The sequence below is a fragment of the Mycobacterium cajalii genome, from assembly GCF_045809005.2.
Lineage (GTDB): Bacteria > Actinomycetota > Actinomycetes > Mycobacteriales > Mycobacteriaceae > Mycobacterium.
Window position 1 is genome coordinate 4001289 of sequence record NZ_CM141436.1, and the last position, 21635, is coordinate 4022923.

Annotated in this window: 19 protein-coding genes; 9 read left to right on the top strand and 10 right to left on the bottom strand. The window is 70.1% G+C overall.

The window, feature by feature from the left end:
- Window positions 1–72: 72 nt before the first annotated feature.
- From kasB to ACJ512_RS19025, 3 genes are all read left to right on the top strand, one after another.
- Window positions 73–1329: a 3-oxoacyl-ACP synthase KasB gene (gene kasB, locus ACJ512_RS19015; RefSeq protein WP_407688839.1), complete on the top strand. Its 1257-nt coding sequence runs from the start codon at window positions 73–75 to the stop codon at window positions 1327–1329.
- A 35-nt stretch (window positions 1330–1364) separates the two neighbouring features.
- Window positions 1365–2786, top strand: a complete 1422-nt coding sequence (locus tag ACJ512_RS19020) for an acyl-CoA carboxylase subunit beta (protein ID WP_407688840.1) — start codon at window positions 1365–1367, stop codon at window positions 2784–2786.
- A gap of 129 nt (window positions 2787–2915) precedes the next feature.
- Window positions 2916–3803 (top strand): hypothetical protein, encoded by an 888-nt coding sequence (locus ACJ512_RS19025; protein ID WP_407688841.1) that lies wholly within the window; start codon window positions 2916–2918, stop codon window positions 3801–3803.
- Between the two features lie 61 nt (window positions 3804–3864).
- On the opposite strand, the gene ACJ512_RS19030 is transcribed toward ACJ512_RS19025, so the two are convergent.
- The 5 genes from ACJ512_RS19030 to ACJ512_RS19050 form a co-directional block, all read right to left on the bottom strand.
- A complete protein-coding gene (locus ACJ512_RS19030; protein ID WP_407688842.1) occupies window positions 3865–6390 on the bottom strand; it encodes a cellulase family glycosylhydrolase in 2526 nt (841 codons plus the stop codon).
- Between the two features lie 351 nt (window positions 6391–6741).
- The gene (locus ACJ512_RS19035; protein ID WP_407689792.1) at window positions 6742–8052 is read right to left on the bottom strand and encodes an ISL3 family transposase; all 1311 of its coding nucleotides are present in this window, start codon (window positions 8050–8052) and stop codon (window positions 6742–6744) included.
- Window positions 8053–8220: 168 nt separating this feature from the next.
- Window positions 8221–8886 (bottom strand): hypothetical protein, encoded by a 666-nt coding sequence (locus tag ACJ512_RS19040; protein ID WP_407688843.1) that lies wholly within the window; start codon window positions 8884–8886, stop codon window positions 8221–8223.
- On the bottom strand, window positions 8880–10412 hold the full coding sequence (locus tag ACJ512_RS19045; RefSeq protein WP_407688855.1) for a glycerol-3-phosphate dehydrogenase/oxidase: 1533 nt from the start codon (window positions 10410–10412) through the stop codon (window positions 8880–8882). The genes ACJ512_RS19040 and ACJ512_RS19045 overlap by 7 nt, the downstream gene beginning before the upstream one ends.
- Complete coding sequence (locus ACJ512_RS19050) at window positions 10400–10969, bottom strand: TetR/AcrR family transcriptional regulator (RefSeq protein WP_407688844.1); 570 nt, start codon at window positions 10967–10969, stop codon at window positions 10400–10402. The genes ACJ512_RS19045 and ACJ512_RS19050 overlap by 13 nt, the downstream gene beginning before the upstream one ends.
- Before the next feature lie 47 nt (window positions 10970–11016).
- Between ACJ512_RS19050 and ACJ512_RS19055 the strand changes: the two genes are divergently transcribed.
- Both ACJ512_RS19055 and ACJ512_RS19060 read left to right on the top strand, forming a co-directional pair.
- Window positions 11017–12606, top strand: a complete 1590-nt coding sequence (locus ACJ512_RS19055; protein ID WP_407688856.1) for an FAD-binding oxidoreductase — start codon at window positions 11017–11019, stop codon at window positions 12604–12606.
- Window positions 12603–13532: a diacylglycerol kinase gene (locus ACJ512_RS19060; RefSeq protein ID WP_407688845.1), complete on the top strand. Its 930-nt coding sequence runs from the start codon at window positions 12603–12605 to the stop codon at window positions 13530–13532. The genes ACJ512_RS19055 and ACJ512_RS19060 overlap by 4 nt, the downstream gene beginning before the upstream one ends.
- Here ACJ512_RS19060 and ACJ512_RS19065 read toward each other — a convergent pair.
- The 3 genes from ACJ512_RS19065 to ACJ512_RS19075 form a co-directional block, all read right to left on the bottom strand.
- Window positions 13513–14025, bottom strand: coding sequence for a DUF3145 domain-containing protein (locus ACJ512_RS19065; protein ID WP_407688846.1), 513 nt, complete (start codon window positions 14023–14025; stop codon window positions 13513–13515). The genes ACJ512_RS19060 and ACJ512_RS19065 overlap by 20 nt on opposite strands.
- Before the next feature lie 142 nt (window positions 14026–14167).
- The gene (locus tag ACJ512_RS19070) at window positions 14168–14995 is read right to left on the bottom strand and encodes a serine hydrolase domain-containing protein (RefSeq protein ID WP_407688847.1); all 828 of its coding nucleotides are present in this window, start codon (window positions 14993–14995) and stop codon (window positions 14168–14170) included.
- Complete coding sequence (locus tag ACJ512_RS19075) at window positions 14995–16077, bottom strand: class I SAM-dependent methyltransferase (protein WP_369738208.1); 1083 nt, start codon at window positions 16075–16077, stop codon at window positions 14995–14997. The genes ACJ512_RS19070 and ACJ512_RS19075 overlap by 1 nt, the downstream gene beginning before the upstream one ends.
- 69 nt (window positions 16078–16146) lie before the next feature.
- Here ACJ512_RS19075 and ACJ512_RS19080 point away from each other — a divergent pair, with 69 nt between their 5' ends.
- The 3 genes from ACJ512_RS19080 to ACJ512_RS19090 all read left to right on the top strand — a co-directional run bounded on the left by ACJ512_RS19080 (window position 16147) and on the right by ACJ512_RS19090 (window position 18907).
- Window positions 16147–17232 (top strand): S-(hydroxymethyl)mycothiol dehydrogenase, encoded by a 1086-nt coding sequence (locus ACJ512_RS19080; protein ID WP_369738207.1) that lies wholly within the window; start codon window positions 16147–16149, stop codon window positions 17230–17232.
- Window positions 17232–17855: an MBL fold metallo-hydrolase gene (locus tag ACJ512_RS19085; RefSeq protein ID WP_369738206.1), complete on the top strand. Its 624-nt coding sequence runs from the start codon at window positions 17232–17234 to the stop codon at window positions 17853–17855. Before ACJ512_RS19080 ends, ACJ512_RS19085 begins: the two co-directional genes overlap by 1 nt.
- 98 nt (window positions 17856–17953) lie before the next feature.
- Window positions 17954–18907, top strand: coding sequence for an SDR family oxidoreductase (locus ACJ512_RS19090; protein WP_407688848.1), 954 nt, complete (start codon window positions 17954–17956; stop codon window positions 18905–18907).
- 219 nt (window positions 18908–19126) lie between these two features.
- Here the strand turns inward: ACJ512_RS19090 and ACJ512_RS19095 are convergent, their stop codons facing one another.
- Window positions 19127–19255: a hypothetical protein gene (locus tag ACJ512_RS19095; RefSeq protein ID WP_461479799.1), complete on the bottom strand. Its 129-nt coding sequence runs from the start codon at window positions 19253–19255 to the stop codon at window positions 19127–19129.
- Window positions 19256–19287: 32 nt separating this feature from the next.
- A complete protein-coding gene (locus ACJ512_RS19100; RefSeq protein WP_407688850.1) occupies window positions 19288–20361 on the bottom strand; it encodes an NAD(P)H-dependent amine dehydrogenase family protein in 1074 nt (357 codons plus the stop codon).
- A gap of 92 nt (window positions 20362–20453) precedes the next feature.
- Here ACJ512_RS19100 and ACJ512_RS19105 point away from each other — a divergent pair, with 92 nt between their 5' ends.
- The gene (locus ACJ512_RS19105) at window positions 20454–21629 is read left to right on the top strand and encodes an MFS transporter (RefSeq protein ID WP_407688857.1); all 1176 of its coding nucleotides are present in this window, start codon (window positions 20454–20456) and stop codon (window positions 21627–21629) included.
- Window positions 21630–21635: the final 6 nt, after the last annotated feature.

A 21635-nucleotide genomic window follows, 5' to 3' on the forward strand; every position in this document is an offset into this window, starting at 1 on the left:
CCGGCGACGATGCGGGCCGCACCCGGCCCGAGCAGGAGCCGGACAAGCATGGAAGGAAAGTTCGCAAGACCCATGACCGAGCTGGTTACCGGGAAAGCATTTCCCAATGTGGTCGTCACCGGCGTTGCCATGACGACCGCGCTGGCGCCTGACGCTGAAACCACCTGGAAGCTGTTGCAGGACAGCCAAAGTGGCATTCGCACTCTCACGGACCCCTTCGTCGAGGAGTTCAACCTGCCCGTGCGCATCGGCGGGCACCTCGTGGAGGAGTTCGACAGCCAGCTGACCCGTGTCGAGTTGCGCCGCACAGGTTATCTGCAGAGGATGTCCACCGTCCTGGGCCGCCGGGTGTGGGAGCACGCCGGCAACCCGGAGGTCGACACCAACCGGTTGGCCGTCTCCATCGGCACCGGTCTGGGGTCGTCGGAGGAGATGGTCTTCAGTTACGACGACATGCGGGCTCGCGGGATCAAAGCGGTCTCGCCGTTGGGCGTGCAGAAGTACATGCCCAACGGTGCGGCCGCGGCGGTCGGCCTCGAACGGCACGCCAAGGCCGGCGTGATGACGCCGGTGTCGGCGTGTGCGTCCGGGTGCGAGGCCATCGCGCGCGCCTGGCAGCAGATCGTGCTCGGTGAGGCCGACATGGCGATCTGCGGCGGCGTGGAGACCAGGATCGAGGCCGTGCCGATCGCGGCGTTCGCCGCGATGCGCATCGTGATGTCGACCAACAACGACGACCCGCCCGGGGCGTGCCGTCCGTTCGACCGGGACCGCGACGGCTTCGTGTTCGGCGAGGCCGGGGCGCTCATGACGATCGAGACCGAGGAGCACGCCAAAGCGCGCGGGGCCAACATCCTGGCCCGCATCATGGGCGCCAGCATCACCTCCGACGGGTTCCACATGGTCGCCCCCGACCCCAACGGGGAACGCGCCGGGCACGCGATGAGCCGGGCCATCCAACTGGCGGGCCTGACCCCCGGCGACATCGACCACATCAACGCCCACGCCACCGGCACCCAGGTCGGCGACCTGGCCGAGAGCAAGGCCATCAACAACGCCCTGGGCAGCAGCAACCACGCTGCGGTGTATGCCCCCAAGGCCGCGCTGGGCCACTCGGTCGGCGCCGTGGGCGCCGTCGAGTCGATCCTGACCGTGCTCGCGCTGCGCGACCAGGTCGTGCCCCCGACGCTGAACCTGGAGAACCTCGACCCCGAGATCGACCTGGACGTGGTGGCCGGCAAACCCCGGCCCGGCGAATACAACTACGCCATCAACAACTCGTTCGGGTTCGGCGGACACAACGTCGCGATCACGTTCGGGCGGTACTGAACCCCTCGACGCATCACCGGAACAGGAGAAACGCGATGACAATCACGGCCCCCGAGGCGGTTGGCGAGTCGCTCGACCCCCGCGACCCGCTGCTGCGTCTGAGCACGTTCTTCGACGACGGCAGCGTGCAGTTGCTGCACGAACGTGACCGCTCGGGCGTGCTCGCCGCCGCGGGGACCGTGAACGGCGTGCGCACCATCGGCTTCTGCACCGACGGCACCGTCATGGGCGGCGCGATGGGCGTCGAGGGCTGCGCGCACATCGTCGACGCCTACGACACCGCCATCGAGGAGCAGAGCCCGATCGTGGGCATCTGGCACTCCGGCGGGGCGCGGCTGGCCGAGGGCGTGCGGGCGCTGCACGGGGTCGGCCAGGTGTTCGAGGCCATGATCCGCGCGTCCGGCTACGTCCCGCAGGTCTCGGTGGTCGTCGGCTTCGCCGCCGGCGGTGCCGCCTACGGGCCCGCGCTCACCGACGTCATCGTGATGGCGCCGGAGAGCCGGGTGTTCGTCACCGGGCCCGACGTGGTGCGCAGCGTCACCGGCGAGGACGTCGACATGGCCTCGCTCGGCGGGCCGGACACCCACCACAAGAAGTCCGGGGTGTGCCACATCGTCGCCGACGACGAGCTCGACGCCTACGAGCGCGGCCGCCGGCTCGTCGGGTTGTTCTGCCAGCAGGGCCATTTCGACCGCGGCAGCGCCGAGGCCGGTGACACCGACATCAGGGCGTTGCTGCCCGAATCGCCCCGGCGGGCCTACGACGTGCACCCGATCGTGACCGCCGTGCTGGATGCGGACACGCCGTTCGACGAGTTCCAGGCCAAGTGGGCGCCCTCGATGGTGGTCGGGCTGGGACGGCTGTCGGGCCGCACCGTCGGCGTGCTGGCCAACAACCCGCTGCGCCTCGGCGGCTGCCTGAACTCTGAAAGCGCCGAGAAGGCAGCGCGTTTCGTGCGCCTGTGCGACGCGTTCGGCATTCCGCTGGTGGTGATCGTCGACGTGCCCGGCTACCTGCCCGGTGTCGACCAGGAGTGGGGCGGCGTGGTGCGCCGCGGCGCCAAGCTGCTGCACGCGTTCGGCGAGGCCACGGTTCCGCGGGTCACGCTGGTCACCCGCAAAATCTACGGCGGGGCCTACATCGCGATGAACTCCCGCTCACTGGGCGCGACCAAGGTGTTCGCCTGGCCTGACGCCGAGGTCGCGGTGATGGGCGCCAAGGCGGCGGTGGGCATCCTGCACAAGCGCAAGCTGGCCGCGGCGCCCGAGCACGAGCGCGAGGCGCTGCACAACGAGCTGGCCGACGAGCACGAGCGGATCGCCGGCGGGGTCGACAGCGCCATCGAGATCGGCGTGGTCGACGAGAAGATCGACCCGTCGCACACCCGCAGCAAGCTCACCGAGGCGCTCGCCCAGGCGCCGGCACGGCGCGGCCGCCACAAGAACATCCCGCTGTAGTCACCTCTTTACCGCGAGCAGACACAGAATCGCATTGCGCGGGCGTCCCGCGCGCGATTCTGTGTCTGCTCGCGGCGTTATCCCCAGCGGTGACTGGCCCGGGCGAGGACACCCTCGCATGCTTTCGCGGTGCACACCGGCGCGCTCGAGATCCTGTCTGAATGCGGCGGTTTTGCGACCACCGCACAACTGCTCGGGGTCATGACCCGCCAGCAACTCGACGTTCAAGTCAAGACCGGTGGTCTAGTCCGCGTGTGGTACGGCGTCTATGCCGCCCAGGCACCAGATCTCTTGGGCCGGTTGGCAGCGCTCGACGTCTTCATGGGCCGGCACGCGGTTGCCTGTCTGGGGACCGCCGCTGCGCTGCACGGATTCGACACCCAGGACACGACCAGCATTCACGTCCTCGACCCCGGGGTGAGGATGCGCCCGACGGTCGGGTTGATGGTCCACCAACGCGCCGGCGCTGCGCTGCAGCGGGTGGCGGGGCGTCTCGCGACAGCACCCGCATGGACCGCCGTCGAAGTAGCAAGGCAGTTGCGCCGACCGCGAGCCCTGGCAACGCTCGACGCCGCGCTGCGCTCAAAGCGATGCGCTCGCAATGACATCGAACTCGCTGTTGCCGAGCAGCGGGGTCGGCGCGGCATCGTCGCCGTCCGCGATCTCGTGCCGCTCGCCGACGGACGGGCGGAATCGGCCATGGAGAGCGAGGCGCGGCTCGTCATGATCGACGGTGGCCTACCGCTTCCCGAACTCCAATATGAGATCCGTGACCGCGACGGCGAGCTGTGGCGCGTCGACTTCGCCTGGCCGCAAGCACATGTGGCCGCAGAATACGAAAGCATCGCCTGGCATGCCGGGCGGGACGAGATGCTCCGCGACAAGAGGAGGCTGGCCAGCCTGCAAGAGCTTGGGTGGACAGTCATCCCCATCGTCGCCGATGACGTGCGGCGCGCACCCGACCGTCTCGTCACGCGGATCGCGGGCCACCTAGACCGCGCACGCATCGCCGGCTGAGCACCGCGAGCAGACACAGAATCGCATTGCGCGGGCGTCCCGCGTGCGATTCTGCGTCTGCTCAGCCGCCCGGGGTCACCGGGCTGACGACGACCTTGACGGTGTCGGCACCGGCGTCCGAGGCGATGACGAGTTGGGCGGCATCAGGGGCCGAGACAACCTGCCCGCCGGTGACCGCCACCGTATACCCGCCGGGGAACTCCACCTGCGGCACCGAGATGGTGGTATTCGAACCGGCGGCGAAGTCGCCGATACCGTCGGCCTTGACAGTCGAGTAGGTGAAGTCGAAGACCCCGTTGACGAACGACCACGACTGCGGCGTACCCGAAATCACCTGCGGATACGGCTGCGAAAGCGTGTCCAGCGTGGCGGTGTTGACATTGGAGCCGGTCAACGGCTCGGAGAGGTTGTTGATCAACCACTCCGTGCTGGGCGAGCCGGTGATGTCGTTCTGCCCGGTGAGGGCCCACTCCGTCCACCCCACCAGGTTCTTGTCGGCAACTCCCATCACGGCAGCGATGTTCGATTGGACGTTCGTCGCCCCGAATTCGGTCATGAATGCCGGGATGCCCTGGCCGTGCGCGTACTGCACGGCATTCGTTGCGATCTGACCGATGTCGGGAATGCACCCGACGGGGCCCAACATGAACTGGCAGTAGTCGTGGAACGACAGGGCGGTGTTCGGGACGTCGACCGTGCCCAGATGGACGGGCGATCCGAACTCGGCGGTGATGCTGGGATCGTAGAAGATCGTGGTGCTCGGGTCGACGGCCCGGATCGCCATCGCCGTCTGGTCGTAGAACGGCGTCAGCTGCTGTTGCTCGAAGAACGGGTCGCCCAGCACCGCCAGCGGCCACTGCGCGCCCGGTTCCGGCTCGTTCATGATTTCAATTCCGGCCACATCCGGGTTGCCGTTGAAGTTGTTAGCCACATACTCCGCCATCTGCGCGTAGTTGTCCTCCAGCCCGAGCCCGTTGGGGGCAGCGGCGTTGGACCAGAACGCGTCCCAGGCATGCAGCTCGGCCGGGTCGAGAAATTCGTTTGCCGGGAAAGGTAGCTGCGGGTTGGGCAGCCCGCCGGTCTGGGTCGCCCACAGCGGCATTCCTTCGCCGCCGAACGTGCTGCTGTAGGCGTCCTGGTGCAGGTCGATGATGGTGTAGATGCCGTTGTTGCCCAGGGTCTTCACCGTCTGGTCGATCGAGTCGAGATAGGCGGTGTTGTACACACCGGGCTCCGGCTCCAGATCGGACCAGATTATGCCCAGCCGCACCACGTTGTAGCCGTGGTCGGCCAAGTACTGCGCATCGGCATTGTCGAAGCCCAGCGCGGACGGCTCGCCGGGGGGCAGCTTGTCGACGAGGTTGAACCCGTGCAGTTCGACGACCTGGCCGTTGCTGTTGGTCAGCCACACCCCGGTGGTCCCGATCGTCAGCAGGTCGCTGTTGGCCACCTGGGACTGGGTGACGCCCCCCGCGGCGGTGACGCCGCCCGTGGAGACTCCGGTCAGGGTGCCGAAATCACCGACCATCCCGTGTGCACCGAACAGACCGCCGTTACCGCCGGCGCCGCCCAGCGCGGGTAACACCGTCGCGGACACATCCGCCCCGCTGTTGGCGCCCGCGCCGCCGCCACCGCCGCTGGCGAACAACCCGAAAGCGCTGCCGCCATCGCCTCCGGCACCGCCGGCGGCGCCGGTACCACCGTCACCACCGGCGCCACCGAGACCGCCGACACCGGCCAACCAGTCCGCACCGGCGCCGCCTGCGCCACCGGAACCGCCGGCCCCACCGGCAGCACCCGCGCCGCCCCCGCCCCCGGCGCCGCCGTTACCGATCAGCAAGCCCCCGGCACCCCCGGCACCGCCGAACCCGCCGGCCCCACCGTTGACGCCGGCCACGCCGTCGGCGCCCAGGCCGCCCGGGCCGCCATCCCCGATCAGCAATCCGCCGGCCCCACCGGCACCACCGGCACCGCCGTCCACGCCGGCCCCGCCGAGACCGCCATCGCCGATGAGCCCCGCAGAACCACCGGCCGCCCCGATGCCGTGATCGACACCGGCCACGCCGGGAGCACCGGCGCCCCCGTTTCCCAACAGGAATCCGCCGTCACCGAGATTGCCGAACTGCCCCGAGCTGCCGAACACCGAATCGTTGGGCCCGCTGAATCCGTTGACACCGTTACCGATCAGGTCCCGCCCGAACAAAAAGACCGTCGGCCCGTTGACGGCCGGATCGACCGTCTGGCCCACCGGGCCGGTGATGTAGTCCTGACCTGCCGCGTTCAACGCGACATCGAGCTGATTGCTCACCGCGACCAACGTCGAATTCAATTGCGCCCCAGCAGCCGTCGCGTCCGCCGACGCCACACCGAGATCAGCGGTCAGCACACCGGCGTCGACCGCGCCGGCATCCAGGGCACCCGCCACCCCCGTACCGACCGCATTCACCAACGGATCGATGATCAAATCCAGGACATCGGCACGCGCGGCGGGCATTCCCACCCCCGGGGTCATCGCCGCCACCGCCAACACACTCGTTATCGCCCCGGCGCCGGCCACGCGGACCGCGCCCCGCCGCCGAGCATTCACCACACACCTCCGTGACGTCGCAGCAACCCACACCACAGTGCGTACTCACAGCCAGATGCAACCAGATTCACCGAAACACAATTCGGCGCACAAATCCGGCTCTCCTGACGTATCCGTGGGTCGATCAAGCCCGGTTTCAGCGGCCGGTGCAGTGATGGTTGGACGTTTCTGTGGTCCCTTCCGCGATAGTTGCTCCTTGGCGCTGCCCCGCGTGGGAGGTGTCCATGTGGAGCCCCCGAGCGCAGCGAGGCGGAACGACATGGACGCCGACGAGCGGGTGGTGCAGAATCGGCAACGCTTGGGGAAGGGACATCCCTGGGACATCCCCGAGAGGTGGCCCTGATGGGGGTGTCAGCCGCGGCCGGGTAGGGCGGGTCGGTGGCCCCCGAGGGCGAGCATGGCCAGGGCGATCAGTGCGGCGGGGTTGTGGAATCCGAACGCGATGCGGGTCAGGACCCGGATCTTGGTGTTGGTGGATTCGATTAGCCCCTGGGACAGGCCGTGGTCGAGGGCGGCGTCGATGCTGTCGCGGTGTTTGACGATGCGGCGAGCCAGATCGACAAACACCGGAATGCGGCAGCGGCGTGCCCAGGAGATCCACTTGTCGAGGGCGTCCTTGCCTTCTTGCCCCTTGACCGAGAACACATGCCGCAGGCCCTCTTTGAGGAGGTAGGCACGGTACAGCCGGGTGTCGGTTTTAGCGATCCAGGCCAGCTTCTGGCTTTGCCGTTCGGTGAGGTCCTCGGGATTTTTCCACAGCGCGTAGCGGGCCCCTTTGAGCTTGCGGGCCCGCTCGTGTCCCGGTCGCGGCGGCGTGTCTTCGCTGGGCCGGCCGCGGCCCCATTTGGGCTCGCTACGAGCCAGCGAGCGCGCGTCGTTCCAGGCCCGCCGGCGCTCGGTGTCGAGTGCCTCGGTGGCCCAGGAGACCACATGGAACGCATCGGCGCAAAGGATCGCGCCCGGGCAGCGCTCGGCCACCACGTCGGCGATCCAGTCCGCGGCGTCAGCGGACACGTGGGTGATCAACCCGCAGCGCTCGGCGCCCACAGCGTCGAAAAACTTTCGCAGGGTAGCCTTGTCGCGTCCCGGTGCGGCCCAGATCAGATGCCCGCTGTCGTGGTTAACGACCACGGTCAAATACTTGTGATGGCGTTTGTAGGAAATCTCGTCGATGCCGATCCGGCGCAGGTTGGCAAACCGATCAGCGGTCTTTTCGGTGTCGGCCCAGACCCGCGCCACGATCGCGCCGACAGTGCGCCACGCGATCCGCATAAACTCGCACACCGCGGTTTTCGAACACGCCACCACCAGCCAGGCCACCGTGTCATCGAAGGCCAAGGTGTGTCCGGCGCGATGACGCGCCCACGGCACCGCAACCACGGTCGGCCCGTGTGTGGGGCAGTTCACCCGCGGCGCGTCGGCCTCCAACAGCACCTGCACCGTCCCCAAATCCAGGCCCCGCCATCGGCGTGGACCCTCACCGCGGTCATACCAGGGCGCCTTGCTTCCACAGCGCCCACAACGCTGTGAAACACCGCTGCGGGGACGCACCCGCGCCACCACCACCTCGGCGTCCTCGCCCTCGTCGGAGAACTCGATGTCCTCGATCACCGTGCGCTTATCGACACCCAGCAGCGCACGCCATAACCTCACATTCCGCACGTCGTTGCCCGCTCCCTTGGTTCCTGACCTTCGACAAGCCAGAAACCTTAGGCGACAACGACGTGCGCCCCTCCCTCGCGGCTACCCACCCACGGAAGTGTCAGGGGAGCCACAAATCCACCAATTTCTGGTCCGCGCCGGTAAGACATCGGCGCGGCGCGACGATGCCTAGTCGCCGGCGAACCAGGCGCTCTGCACCCGGTGGGTGGTGACGGGTGCCGGCGGCTCGGGGGCGTTGTCGGGACCGACCTTGACCGTCCACACCGGTGCCGAGCGGTCGACCGGATCGGCGTCCGGCGGGGCCAGCACGGTCAGCCCCGGCCGATCGCCGCACCCGTAAAAGGCCTGCAGGCCGTCGGAGCGGTGCCCCCACGCGCCCCCGTTGCGCGCCCGGCAGTGGGTGCCGTCGTCGAGCAGCAGGGCCATCGGCCTGGGCGTGGCCGGCGGATTCACCGGCGCCAGCGGCGCTTTGGCGCGGATCCGGTGCAGCTCCTTGGCCCACGGGTCGTTCAGGCACAACAGGTCCAGGCCCGAGGCCGGCCAGCAGACGTCGGCGGCGTAGTAGGCCGGCCAGCAGCGGTAGAGGTTCTTGCCGACGGCGGCCGGCGACGGCTCGGTGCAGTCCGCCTGGTCGGGAATGGTTTGGTCGCCGGTGATTTCGTGAAAGCCGTTGACCGGTCGGCCCCCGGCCTCGACGGCGACGACGTCGACGGTCCGGGTGGCCGGAACGGCGGTCGCCGACGCCGAGGTCGTAGCCGGGCCCGGGCCGGCCGCGTGCGTGGAACATCCGGCGACCACCAGTGCGGCGGCCAGCACCAGCGCAAATCTCAGCATCCCAGAAACTCCTCCGCCACACCGACGACCCGCTCCCGGTCGCGCGCCACCAACCCGATCCGGGTCCGCCGGTCCACGATGTCGCCGACCGTCAGGGCGCACTCGTGGGTGACCGCGTACTCGAACTCGGCGCGGGTCACGTCGACTCCCTCGGCGACGGGGTCGAGCGGCCGCTGGCAGCGGGCGGCGGCGACGACGTTGGCCGCCTCGGCGCCGTAGCGCGCCACCAGCGAGGGCGGCAGCCCGGCGACCGGCCCGCACGGCGGGCCGGGATTGCCCGGTGCGCCGATCAGCGGCAACTCACGGGTCCGGCACGGCCCGGCGCGCAGGCCCCGCAACTCCGCCGCCCGGTCCACGACATCTTCTGCCATGTAACGGTATTCGGTCAGCTTGCCGCCGATCACGCTGATGACCCCGGACGGCGATTCGAGCACGGCGTGCTCGCGCGACACGTCGGCGGTGCGCCCCGCGCCGGTGTCGATCAGCGGCCGCAGCCCGGCGTAGGCGCCGATCACGTCGGAGCGCCCGACGGCGGTCCCCAGCGCCGTGTTGACCGTGTCCAGCAGGAACGCGATCTCCGCCGACGACGGCTCCGGCACGTCGGGAATCGGTCCGGGAGCGGCTTCGTCGGTCAGCCCCAGATAGACCCGGCCCAGCTGTTCGGGCATGGCGAAGACGAACCGGTTCAGCTCGCCGGGGATCGGGATGGTCAGCGCCGCAACGGGATTCCCGAATGCGGCCGCATCGAAAACCAGGTGGGTGCCGCGGCTGGGCCGCAGCCGCAACGACCCGTCGATCTCGGCGGCCCACACCCCGGCCGCGTTGATCACCGCTCGGGCCGACACCTCGAACGACTCCCCGGACAGCCCGTCGGTCAACCGCACCGAGGCGCCGGTGACCTCGGAGGCCGCCACATAGGTCAGGATCCGGGCGCCGTGCTGCGCGGCGGTGCGCGCGACCGCGGCGACCAGCCGGGCGTCGTCGATCAGCTGGCCGTCGTAGGCCAGCAGGCCGCCGTCGAGCCCGTCTTGCCGCACGGTGGGGGCCAGCTCCACCACCCGACGCGCCGCCACCCGCCGCGATCGGGGCAGCGTGGCGGCCGGTGTCCGGGCCGCCATCCGCAGGACGTCGCCGGCGAGGAAGCCGGCCCGCACCAACGCACGCTGGCCGCGACCCATCGACGGCAGCAGCGGAACGATCTGCGGCATCGCGCGGACCAGATGAGGGGCGGTGCGGGTCATCAGGATTCCGCGTTCCAACGCGCTGCGCCGGGCGATGCCCACGTTGCCGGTCGCCAGGTAGCGCAGGCCGCCGTGCACCAGCTTGGAGCTCCAGCGGCTGGTGCCGAACGCGAGGTCGTGCTTTTCCACCAGCGCCACGCGCAGGCCGCGCGACGCCGCGTCCAGGGCCACGCCCGCCCCGGTGATGCCGCCGCCGATCACCAGGACGTCCAGCGCCGCACCCTCGGCCAGAGCGGTCAGGTCGGCCGCGCGCCGGGCCGCGTTCAGCGCCGTCACGACAGGTATCCGTTCAGCGCGTGCGCGAGTTCGGTGGCCAGCGTGTCGGTGTCGAGGACCGGGCGCACGATCTGCGCGGACTGGATCGTCGACTGGGCGATCAGCAACACCATGGTGGCCAGCCGGACGGGATCGCCCGCACGGACGCTGCCGTGGCGCTGGGCCGCCCGCAGCCGGTCGGCGAGGGTGTCGATCAGCATGCGCTGGCTGGTTCCCAGCCGTTCGGTGATGTAGGTGGGCGCGAGCTCCGAGTGCAGCACCGACATGACCAGCCGGTCGCGCCGCAGCAGGTCGGCCGCCGTCACGATCTGGCGCACCAGGGACTCCCGATCCTCGCCGAGCAGCGGCGCCTCGCGCATCGCATCGCTGACTCGCCGGGTCAGCAGGTCGGCGACGATCGACCTGGTGTCCGGCCAGCGCCGGTACACGGTCGGCCGGCTCACCCCCGCGCGCCGCGCGATCTCGGCGAGCGTCACCCGGTCGACGCCGAAATCGACGACGCAGCTGGCCGCCGCGGCCAGGATCCGCTCGCCGGTGTCCGACGGTGCATTACTGGTTGACAACATCTGTAATACTGTAACGCATGAGCCAACCCGAGGATCTCCTCCCACCGATGAAATGGAACGCCTGGGGGGATCCCGCCGCGGCCACGCCGCTTTCCGATGGCATCCGGGCGCTGCTCACGCAGGCCGTCGGCCTCGAGGACACCGCCGGCCCCGAGCTCGACCCCGACCAGGTGAAGCTGCGCCCGTCGGCCTTGGCGCAGGCCGACGTCGACGCGCTGGCCGCCATCGTCGGCGCCGAGTACTGCCGCGCCGCGCACCGCGACCGGCTGCTGCACGCCGGTGGGAAATCCACCCTCGACCTGTTGCGCCGCAAGGATTCCGGGATCCAGGACGCCCCCGATGCCGTGCTGCTGCCCGGCGGTCCCGACGGCGAGGACCAGGTCGCCGCGATCCTGCACTACTGCTCCGAGCAGCGCATCGCCGTCGTCCCGTTCGGCGGCGGCACCAGCGTCGTCGGCGGGCTCGATCCCGCCCGCGGCGGGTTCTCCGCCGTGGTGTCGCTGGACCTGCGCCGCTTCGACCGGCTCGAAGCCCTCGACGAGGTGTCCGGGCAGGCGGTTTTCGGGGCCGGCGTCACCGGGCCCGACGCCGAACGCCTGCTCGGCGAACACAGCTTCTCGCTGGGCCATTTCCCGCAGAGCTTCGAATACGCCACGATCGGCGGCTACGCGGCCACCCGGTCGTCCGGCCAGGACTCGGCCGGCTACGGCCGGTTCGACGACATGGTGCGCGGGCTGCGCGTCGTCACCCCCGCGGGCACCCTGGACCTGGGCCGCGCACCGGCCTCGGCCGCCGGCCCCGACCTGCGCCAGCTGCTGCTCGGATCGGAGGGCACCCTCGGCGTCATCACGCAGGTGCGGCTGCGCGTGCACCGCAAGCCCGAGGCAGTCCGCCACGAGGCATGGTCTTTCCCCGACTTCGCGACCGGAACCGCGGCGCTGCGCGCGGTCACCCAAACCGCCACCGGCGCAACGGTCATCCGGCTTTCCGACGAGGTCGAGACGGGGGTCAACCTGGCCACCACCGAGTCGATCGGCGAGAACCAGATCACCGGCGGCTGCCTGGCGATCACCGCGTTCGAGGGCACCGCGGAACACGTCGAGAGCCGGCACGCCGAGACCAGCGCCCTGCTCAGGGCCCACGGCGGCACGTCGCTGGGCGAAGGACCGGCGCAGGCGTGGGAGCGGGGGCGATTCGCCGCGCCCTACCTGCGCGACTCGCTGCTGGCCGCCGGCGCGCTGTGTGAGACCCTCGAGACCGCGACCGACTGGTCCAACATCCCCGTCCTCAAAACCGCCGTCACCCAGGCACTCACCGACGCCCTGGCCGCGACGGGCACGCCGGCGCTGGTGATGTGCCACATCTCGCACGTCTACCCGACCGGCGCCTCGTTGTACTTCACCATCGTCGCCGGGCAGCGCGGTGACGCGATCGCGCAGTGGCGGGCCGCCAAGACAGCGGCGTCCGACGCTATCATGGCGACCGGCGGGACCATCACTCACCACCACGCCGTCGGGGCCGACCACCGGCCCTGGATGCGCGACGAGATCGGCGACCTGGGTGTGCGGGTGTTGCGCGCGGTCAAGGCGACACTGGACCCGGCCGGAATCCTCAACCCCGGCAAGCTGATCCCGTGACCACCGAACCGCACCGGCGCGAGATCGGCAAGGTGATCGCGCTGACCAATCCCGTGTCCGGCCACGGCGCGGCCATCCGCGCGGCGGAACTCGCGATCGCGCGGCTGCACCAGAAAGGCGTGGAGGTCGTCGAGATCATCGGCGACGACGCCCAGGACGCGCGCTATCTGGTCGGCGCCGCGCTGGAGAATGGCGCCGACGCGGTGATGGCCACCGGGGGTGACGGCGTCATCTCCAACGCGCTGCAGGTGCTGGCCGGCACCGGCGTGCCGCTGGGCATCGTGCCGGCGGGGACCGGCAACGACCACGCCCGCGAATTCGGCATCCCCACCACTTCCGACGCGGCGGCCGACGTCGTCGCCGGCGGGTGGACGGAATCCATTGACCTGGGCCGGATCACGTGGGGCGACGGCCAGAGCAAGTGGTTCGGCACCGTGGCGGCCACCGGGTTCGACTCCCTGGTGACCGACCGGGCCAACCGGATGCGCTGGCCCCACGGGCGCGCGCGCTACTACCTGGCGATGCTCGCCGAGCTGTCGCAGCTGCGGCTCCTGCCGTTCCGCATGGTGCTCGACGGAACCCGGGAGATCGACACCGATCTGACGCTGGTGGCCTTCGGCAACACCCGCAGCTACGGCGGGGGCATGCTGGTCTGCCCGCACGCCGATCCCACCGACGGCCTGCTCGATCTGACCATGGTGCACGAGGCCTCCCGCACCAAGCTGGTCCGACTGTTCCCCACCGTCATGAAGGGCACGCACGTCGACCTCGAGGAGGTGAGCACGACGCGCGCCAGGTCGATTCAGGTCGAATGCCCCGGCATCAACGTGTACGCCGACGGCGACTTCGCGTGCCCGCTGCCCGCGGAGATCTCCGCGGTTCCGGGCGCGCTGCGGGTGTTGTGTCCTAGCCCACACCCCGGCTGAGCCAGGTCACCTCGCCGACGTCGCCGCCATCGCGGTACGCCTCGAGCGCGTCGTCCCACGCCGTCCCCAGCACGGTGTCCAGCTCGGCGGCGAGCGCGTCGGCGCCGTGCGCCATCAGCGACCGCAGCCGCATCTCCCCGACCATGATGTCGCCGTTGGCGCTCATCGCCCCGCTCCACAGGCCCAGCTGTGGGGTGTGGCTGAACCGCTGCCCATCGACGCCGGGGCTGGGATCCTCGGTGACCTCGAATCGCAGCACCGACCAGGAGCGCAGCGCGTTGGCCAACCGGGCGCCGGTGCCGACCGGCCCCACCCAGTTGGTCACCGCGCGCAGCTGTCCCGGCATCGCCGGCTGCGGCGTCCACGTCAGGTTCGCCTTGGCTCCCAACGTCGACGACAACGCCCACTCGACGTGCGGGCATACCGCCGCGGGCGAGGCATGGATGTACACCACGCCAGCCGTCACGTCGGCGAATTGATTCGTCGCACGCATCTCTTGCTCCTTCGGTTCCACGAGGGACGTCTTCCCCAACGACCTGGCGGACCCGATAAGCGGGATGCTGTGCTGATGCTGTTGTGTCTTGCGTGTCTATTGTGCCCTGTGATGCCCGTGTTGCGCTAGTCTTCATGCCCGATCAGTGGTATTCGGCGAGCACGGCGTCGGAGATCGCCGGCCACAGCTGGTGCGCCCACTCCCCGAAATCGCGGTCGGTGAGCACCACCAGCGCCAGCTCCACCTCGGGATCTGCCCAGATGAAGCCCCCCGACTGGCCGAAATGACCGTACGTGCGCGCCGAGTTGCGCGCCCCGGTCCAGTGCGGCGACTTGGCGTCTCTGATCTCGAAACCCAGGCCCCAGTCGTTGGGCCGCTGGATGCCGTAGCCGGGCAGCACGCCGTCCAGGCCGGGGAACTGCACCGCCGTCGCCTCAGCGTGCAGCTGCGCCGAGACGACCGTGGGGCGCAGCAGGTCACCGGCGAACGACGCCAGGTCGGCCACCGTCGAGGTCGCACCGAACCCGGCCTCGGCGGCACCGCCGGCCAGCCGGGTCGCGCCCATGGCCAGCGGCTCGCACACCGCCTCGCTCAGATAGCGCCCGAACTCGATGCCCGACTCCCGCTGCACGGTCTCGGCCAGCACGGTGAAGCCGTAGTTGGAATACATCCGCCGGGTGCCCGGCTTGGCCAGCACTTTGTCGGAGTGCATGGCCAGACCCGACGCGTGCGCCAGCAGATGGCGGACCGTGGCACCGGGCGGTCCCGCCGGGGTGTCCAGGTCGAGGACCCCCTCCTCGACGGCGACCTGGGCGGCCCGCGCCACCAGCGGCTTGGTCACCGAGGCCAGCGCGAACACGCGCCGGGTGTCGCCGTGTTCGGCCAGCACACCGGCGGGGCCCACCACCGCGGCGGCGGCAGCCGCAACCGGCCAGTCCGCGATCGCCGCCAGCGCGCCGCGAGCGGCCATCACTTCCTGGCGATGTAGTAGTTGTTGATCGGGTCCGACTCGATCTCGGCCACCCGCACGTCCCCGAATCCGGCGTCGGCCAGCATCGAGGTGGCCAGCTGTTCTCCCCAGGCGGCGCCCAGGCCGGCGCCGTCCAGCGCCAGCGACACGGTCATGCAGTGCATCAACGAGGTCGTGTACAGGTAGGTGCGCATCGGCACCCCCACGTTGTCCTCCAGCCGGCTCGAGGCCTTGATATCGGCCATCAGCAGGACGCCGCCGGGCCGCAGCGCGCGGTAGATGTTCTCCAGCACCCGCGCCGGGTGAGCCTGGTCGTGGATGGCGTCGAAAACGGTGATGACGTCGTACGCGTCAGCCTTGTCGAGTTCGGGCAGGTCGTGGCTTTCGAAGCCGGCGTTGGTCAGGCCCAGCTCGGCCGCCTCCCGCCGGCCCGCCGCGATGCCCTCCTCGGAGAAGTCGATGCCGGTGAACCGGCTGGCGGGGAACGCCTTGGCCATCACGTTGATCGCATGCCCGCTGCCGCAGCCGAAGTCGGCGACGTCGGCCCCGGAGCGCAGCCGTTCGACCAGCCCGTCGACCAGGGGCAGCACCACGTCGACGAGCGCGTTGTCGTACACCGCGGCGCTCTGCTCGGCCATCAGCGTGTGGAAGCGCGGGTATTCGCTGTAGTGCAGGCCGCCGCCCTGGCGGAAGCAGTCGATGATCTTCTGTTCGACCTCGCCGAGCAGCGGGATGAACATGGCCGCCAGCGCCAGGTTGTGTTGGCCAGCCGCGCGGGTCAGCACGCCGGCTCGGTGGGCGGGCAACGAGTAGGTGCCGGAGTCGGCGTCGTAGGCGACGACGTGCCCGGTGGTCATGCCGCCCAGCCATTCCCGCACGTAGCGCTCGTCGAGGCCGGCGGCCTCGGCGATCTGGGCGCTGGTGGCGCTCGACAGCCCGGCCATGGTGTCCAGCAGGCCGGTCTGGTGCCCGATGCTCAACAGCAAAGCCAGGCTGGCGCCGTCGATGGCAGAGACGATTCGCCCGACGAATTCCTCGGTGGTCTCGGAGGTGGTCTCGGTGGCTTTGTTCGTTGCCGTCACGTTCTGGACGCTACACCGGCTTTGTGACCCGGCGCGGGGCACACGGTGGCCGTCAGTAGGGTCGGGGCCATGAGTCAGACAGTGCGCGGCGTGATCTCACGTAAGAAGGGCGAACCCGTCGAACTGGTAGACGTCGTCGTCCCGGACCCCGGCCCGGGCGAGGTCGTGGTCGACGTCGTCGCCTGCGGGGTCTGCCACACCGACCTCACCTACCGCGAGGGCGGCATCAACGACGAGTACCCCTTCCTGCTGGGCCACGAGGCCGCCGGCACGGTCGAGGCGGTGGGGCCGGGTGTGACGGCGGTGGCGCCGGGCGACTTCGTGGTGCTGAACTGGCGCGCGGTGTGCGGCCAGTGCCGGGCCTGCAAACGCGGCAGGCCGCACCTGTGTTTCGACACCTTCAACGCCGCGCAGAAGATGACGCTGACCGACGGCACCGAACTCACCCCGGCGCTGGGCATCGGCGCGTTCGCCGACAAGACGCTGGTGCACGAGGGCCAGTGCACCAAGGTGAACCCGCAAGCCGACCCGGCCGTCGCGGGCCTGCTGGGCTGCGGCGTCATGGCCGGCATCGGCGCGGCGATCAACACCGGCGAGGTGACCCGCGACGACACCGTGGCGGTGATCGGCTGCGGCGGCGTCGGCGACGCCGCGATCGCCGGCGCCGCACTGGTCGGGGCACGGCGGATCATCGCCGTCGACACCGACGACACCAAGCTGGCGTGGGCCCGCAGCTTCGGCGCCACCCACACCGTCAACGCCCGCGAGGCCGATGTCGTGCAGGCGATCCAGGACCTCACCGACGGCTTCGGGGTCAACGTGGCGATCGACGCCGTCGGCCGGCCCGAAACCTGGAAGCAGGCCTTCTACGCCCGCGACCTCGCGGGAACCGTTGTGCTGGTGGGGGTTCCGACGCCCGACATGCGTCTGGACATGCCGCTGGTGGACTTCTTCTCCCACGGTGGCGCACTGAAGTCGTCGTGGTACGGCGACTGCCTGCCCGAGCGCGACTTCCCCACGCTGATCGACCTGTACCTGCAGGGCCGGCTCCCGCTGGAGCGGTTCGTGTCCGAACGCATCGGGCTCGGCGACGTCGAGGAGGCGTTCCACAAAATGCACGGCGGCAAGGTGCTGCGTTCGGTGGTGATGCTCTGATGGTTGACATCCAACGCGTGGTGACCCACGGCACCTTCGAACTCGACGGCGGCAGTTGGGAAGTCGACAACAACATCTGGCTGATCGGCGACAACTCCAACGTCGTCGTGTTCGACGCCGCCCACGAGGCGGCACCCATCGTCGAGGCCGTGGCCGGCCGCCATGTCGTCGCGGTGGTGTGCACCCACGGACACAACGACCACGTGACCGTGGCGCCGGAGCTCGGCAAGGCCCTCGACGCCCCGGTGCTGCTGCATCCGGCCGACGAGGTGCTCTGGCGAATGACCCATCCGGACAAGGACTTTCGCACCATCGCTGACGGTGAGACGCTCAGCGTGGGAGGCACCGAGCTGCGGGCACTGCACACCCCGGGCCACTCCCCGGGATCGGTGTGTTGGTATTCGCACGACCTGGGTGTGGTGTTCAGCGGCGACACGCTGTTCGCCGGCGGCCCGGGTGCGACGGGGCGCTCCTACTCCGACTTCCCGACGATCCTGCGGTCCATCTCCGAGCGCCTCGGCCGGCTGCCCGGCGACACCGTCGTGCACACCGGCCACGGCGACAGCACCACCGTCGGCGACGAGATCGTGCACTACGAGGAGTGGGTGGCCCGCGGGCACTGACGCTTCCCGGCCGCGCGAGCGTGCGCAGATCGCCGGCCACAGCGGCGTGGCGCCGCACCGACACGCACGCTCGCGGGCAAGGGGGCACACTATGACCCATGAGCAAACTCCTCGCCGCCACCGTGCCGGATCTTTCCGGGAAGCTGGCCGTGGTCACCGGCGCCAACAGCGGTCTCGGATTCGGGCTCGCCCGCCGGCTCGCGGCGGCCGGCGCGGACGTCGTCATGGCGATCCGCAACCGCGCCAAGGGTGAGGCCGCGATCGAGGAGATCCGGGCCACCGTGCCCGGCGCGAAGCTGACCATCAAGTCCCTGGACCTGTCCTCGCTGGCCGCGGTCGCCGCGCTGGGCGAACAGCTCAACGCCGAGGGGCGTCCGATCGACATCCTGATCAACAACGCCGGCGTCATGACGCCGCCGAAGCGCGACACCACCGCCGACGGCTTCGAATTGCAGTTCGGCAGCAACCATCTGGGCCACTTCGCCCTGACGGCACACCTGCTGCCGCTGCTGCGCGCCGCCGACGGCGCACGGGTGGTGTCGCTGAGCAGCCTGGCGGCCCGCTACGGCCGCATCCACTTCGACGACCCGCAGTTCGCCACGAAGTACTCGGCCATGGCGGCCTACGGCCAGTCGAAGCTGGCCGTGCTCATGTTCGCGCGCGAGTTGGACCGCCGCAGCCGCCAGGCGGGCTGGGGCGTCGTGTCCAACGCCGCCCATCCCGGGCTGACCATGACGAACCTGCAGATCAGCGGGCCGTCCCACGGCCGCGACAAGCCGTCGCTGATGGAGCGGTTCTACAAGGCGTCGTGGCGGTGGACGCCGCTTTTGTGGCAGGAGATCGACGACGGGATCCTGCCCGCGCTGTACGCGGCCGCCACGCCGGGCGCCGCGGGCGGCGCCTTCTACGGGCCGCTCGGCCTGCTCGAGGCCGCCGGCGGCGGCGTGAAGCCGGCCCACGTGCCCGCCCGCGCCCGCGACGACGCCGCCTGCCGACGACTGTGGGAGCTGTCCGAGCGGCTCACCGGCGTCAGCTACCCGAAGCCGGGCTGAGAAACGCCCTGGACCGCAGAGGTTTTCCACGCCGCCGGTGAGAGTTTCGGTACACCGACGCAGCGGGTAGTCCGCAACGGTCGGGAACCCGACGGCAAGGAGTGGACGCATCAGCGTGCAGGACGACAAATCTGCTGGTGACGAGCCCGATCAGCAGCCGAGCGTGAAACCCGAGTTGGACGGAGACGCCAAGCAGGCCGCCGCGGAGATGATGCAGGCCTACGCGAGTTCCTTTTTGGTGACCCGGATGTCGCTGCGCACCCCCGCGCGCCGGTGGGTCAGCATGGCCGCGGTCTCGGAGGACAACTGCTCCTTGACGTTTCGGCAGCCAGCCCGCAGCCGGCTCAAGGCCCCCATCAGCAGGGCGCGCGACGGGTCGGTCAGCGGATGTTCCCGACCCCCGCGATCAGCGGCAGGTCCAGCGGGGTGACCCAGCCCGGCCGCAACTCGTTGACCGCCGGAACCGCGTGCAGGGCGCGCATCCCGGTGGCCAGGCAACCGGCCGTGGCCGCGTCCCGGCCGGAGCCGTCGGTGAACCGGAACGCGGTTTCCTGGAAGATGCTCGGCGTCCCCTCGATGTCGACCCGGTAGACGTCGTCGTCGTGGCCGGACGGCCAGTCCGGGGCGGCGTCGCGGCCGATGCGGTTGACGTGTTCGAGCTGAATCCTCGTCTCGCCGTTGTAGATGCCGTTGATCGTGAATCGCACGGCGGCGACGTGCCCGGGCTTGATGACCCCCTTGACGGTGTTGCGCTCGGTGGGCGTCACCCACTTGTCCCAGGTGGTGGTGATCTCGTCGAGCATGATCCCGGTGGCATGCGCGATCATCGGGACGGTGGCGCCCCACGCGAAGATCAGCATGTTGGAGTCTTGCAGCAGCGGGGTGTATTCGGGCTCGCGGCCGATGCCCATCTCGACTTCGTAGTCGCCCTCGTAGTTGGTGTAGTCCAGCAACTCCGACGCCCGCACCCGCCGCACTTCGGAGCACAGCCCCATCAGCGTCATGGGGAACAGGTCGTTGGCGAACCCGGGGTCAATGCCGGTGGTGAAGCACGACGACTCCCCCAGCTCGCAGGCCTCGGTGATCGGCTCGATCCACTGCGGCGGGTTGAGGTGCATCGACGGCCAGACCCACGGGGTCATCGCCGTCGAGCAGACGTCGATGCCGGCCCGCAGGAAGCGGGTGATCAGCGCGATGTTGTCCTTGGCGTGCAACGCCGTCGGCCCGTAGTGCACCAGCGCGTCTGGTTTCAGCGCGATCAGGGCGTCGACGTCGTCGGTGGCGAGGACGCCCACCGGCTCGGGCAACCCGCAGATCGCGCCGACGTCGCGCCCGACCTTGTCGGGGTTGCTGACGCCGACGCCCACCAACTCGAACGCCGGGTGTTTGACGATCTCGGCGATCACCATCTTGCCGACAAACCCCGTGCCCCAGACCACCACACGCTTCGCCATGCTCTTCCTTCCTGCCGTCGGCCCCCCGCCCGGATTCACACACTAAGCGCGCGGCACGGGTGCCAGCTAGCATCTGGCACGTGCAACAGGCGATGAAGCCGGCGTGGCTCACCAGGAACGTGTGGGTGCTCTCGCTGGTGTCGCTGCTGCAGGACTCCGCCAGCGAGCTGCTGTACCCGCTGCTGCCGATCTATCTGACGGCCGTGCTGGGCGCGCCGCCCTCGGTCGTCGGGGCGGTCGAGGGCGCGGCCGAGGGCGCGGCGTCGCTCACCAAGGTCGTGTCGGGGCCGTTGGGCGACCGGTACGCCCGCCGTCCCCTGATCGCGACCGGTTACGGCATGGCGGCGCTGGGCAAGCTCATCGTCGCGGCGGCCGGGGCGTGGCCCGGGGTGCTGGTCGGGCGGGTGGTCGACCGGCTGGGCAAGGGGTTGCGCGGCGCGGTGCGCGACGCGCTGCTGGTCGAGGGCGTCGAGCCGGCGCAGCGCGGCCGGGTGTTCGGATTTCACCGGACGATGGACACGCTCGGCGCGGTCATCGGCCCGCTGCTCGGACTGGCCGGCTACGAGGCGTTCGGTCACCGGATCGGCCCAGTGCTGTATCTGGCGGTGATCCCCGCGGTACTCAGCGTGCTGTTCATCGCCTGGGTCCGGGAGCGGCCGCGGCAGGTCTCGCACGCGGTCCGGTCCTCGCTGTTCGCCGGTGCCCGGCGGCTGCCCCGCCGCTACTGGAGGGTGGTCTCGTTCCTGGTCGCATTCAGCGTCGTCAACTTTCCCGACGCCCTGCTGTTGTTGCGGCTCAAGGAGATCGGCTTCTCGGTCGTCGGCGTCATCTTGGCCTATGTCGGCTACAACGCGGTGTACGCGGTGGCGAGCCTGCCGGCCGGGGTGTTGGCGGACCGGTTCGGCCGGCCGGTGATCTACGGGGTCGGGCTGGTGTTCTTCGCCGTCGGCTATCTGGGGCTGGGCAGCACCACCGACACGGCGACCGCCTGGGGCCTGATCGCGGTCTACGGGACGTTCACCGCCTGCTACGACGGGGTCGGGAAGGCCTGGATCTCAACGCTTGTCGGGGGCGAGCTGCAGTCCAGCGCCCAGGGGCTGTTCCAGGGCCTGAGCGGGTTCGCGGTGCTGGCCGCGGGGCTGTGGGCCGGCTTCTTGTGGGGCGCCGACGGGCGGCTGCCGTTGCTGATCTCGGGGACGGCCGGCGCGGTGTTCGCCGTCGTCCTGCTCGCCGGCGCAGCCAAACCGCTTCCGTCTCGTCGCGCGTGATGTCAC

Bases quoted from the DNA above. Each gene is read 5' to 3' on its own strand.
- ACJ512_RS19105 (WP_407688857.1), top strand. From the start codon at position 20,454: ATGAAGCCGGCGTGGCTCACCAGGAACGTGTGGGTGCTCTCGCTGGTG.
- kasB (WP_407688839.1), top strand. From the start codon at position 73: ATGACCGAGCTGGTTACCGGGAAAGCATTTCCCAATGTGGTCGTCACC.
- ACJ512_RS19065 (WP_407688846.1), bottom strand. From the start codon at position 14,025: ATGCGTGCGACGAATCAATTCGCCGACGTGACGGCTGGCGTGGTGTAC.
- ACJ512_RS19090 (WP_407688848.1), top strand. From the start codon at position 17,954: ATGAGCAAACTCCTCGCCGCCACCGTGCCGGATCTTTCCGGGAAGCTG.
- ACJ512_RS19100 (WP_407688850.1), bottom strand. From the start codon at position 20,361: ATGGCGAAGCGTGTGGTGGTCTGGGGCACGGGGTTTGTCGGCAAGATG.
- ACJ512_RS19020 (WP_407688840.1), top strand. From the start codon at position 1,365: ATGACAATCACGGCCCCCGAGGCGGTTGGCGAGTCGCTCGACCCCCGC.
- ACJ512_RS19070 (WP_407688847.1), bottom strand. From the start codon at position 14,995: ATGGCCGCTCGCGGCGCGCTGGCGGCGATCGCGGACTGGCCGGTTGCG.
- ACJ512_RS19050 (WP_407688844.1), bottom strand. From the start codon at position 10,969: ATGTTGTCAACCAGTAATGCACCGTCGGACACCGGCGAGCGGATCCTG.
- ACJ512_RS19080 (WP_369738207.1), top strand. From the start codon at position 16,147: ATGAGTCAGACAGTGCGCGGCGTGATCTCACGTAAGAAGGGCGAACCC.
- ACJ512_RS19085 (WP_369738206.1), top strand. From the start codon at position 17,232: ATGGTTGACATCCAACGCGTGGTGACCCACGGCACCTTCGAACTCGAC.
- ACJ512_RS19040 (WP_407688843.1), bottom strand. From the start codon at position 8,886: ATGCTGAGATTTGCGCTGGTGCTGGCCGCCGCACTGGTGGTCGCCGGA.
- ACJ512_RS19055 (WP_407688856.1), top strand. From the start codon at position 11,017: ATGAAATGGAACGCCTGGGGGGATCCCGCCGCGGCCACGCCGCTTTCC.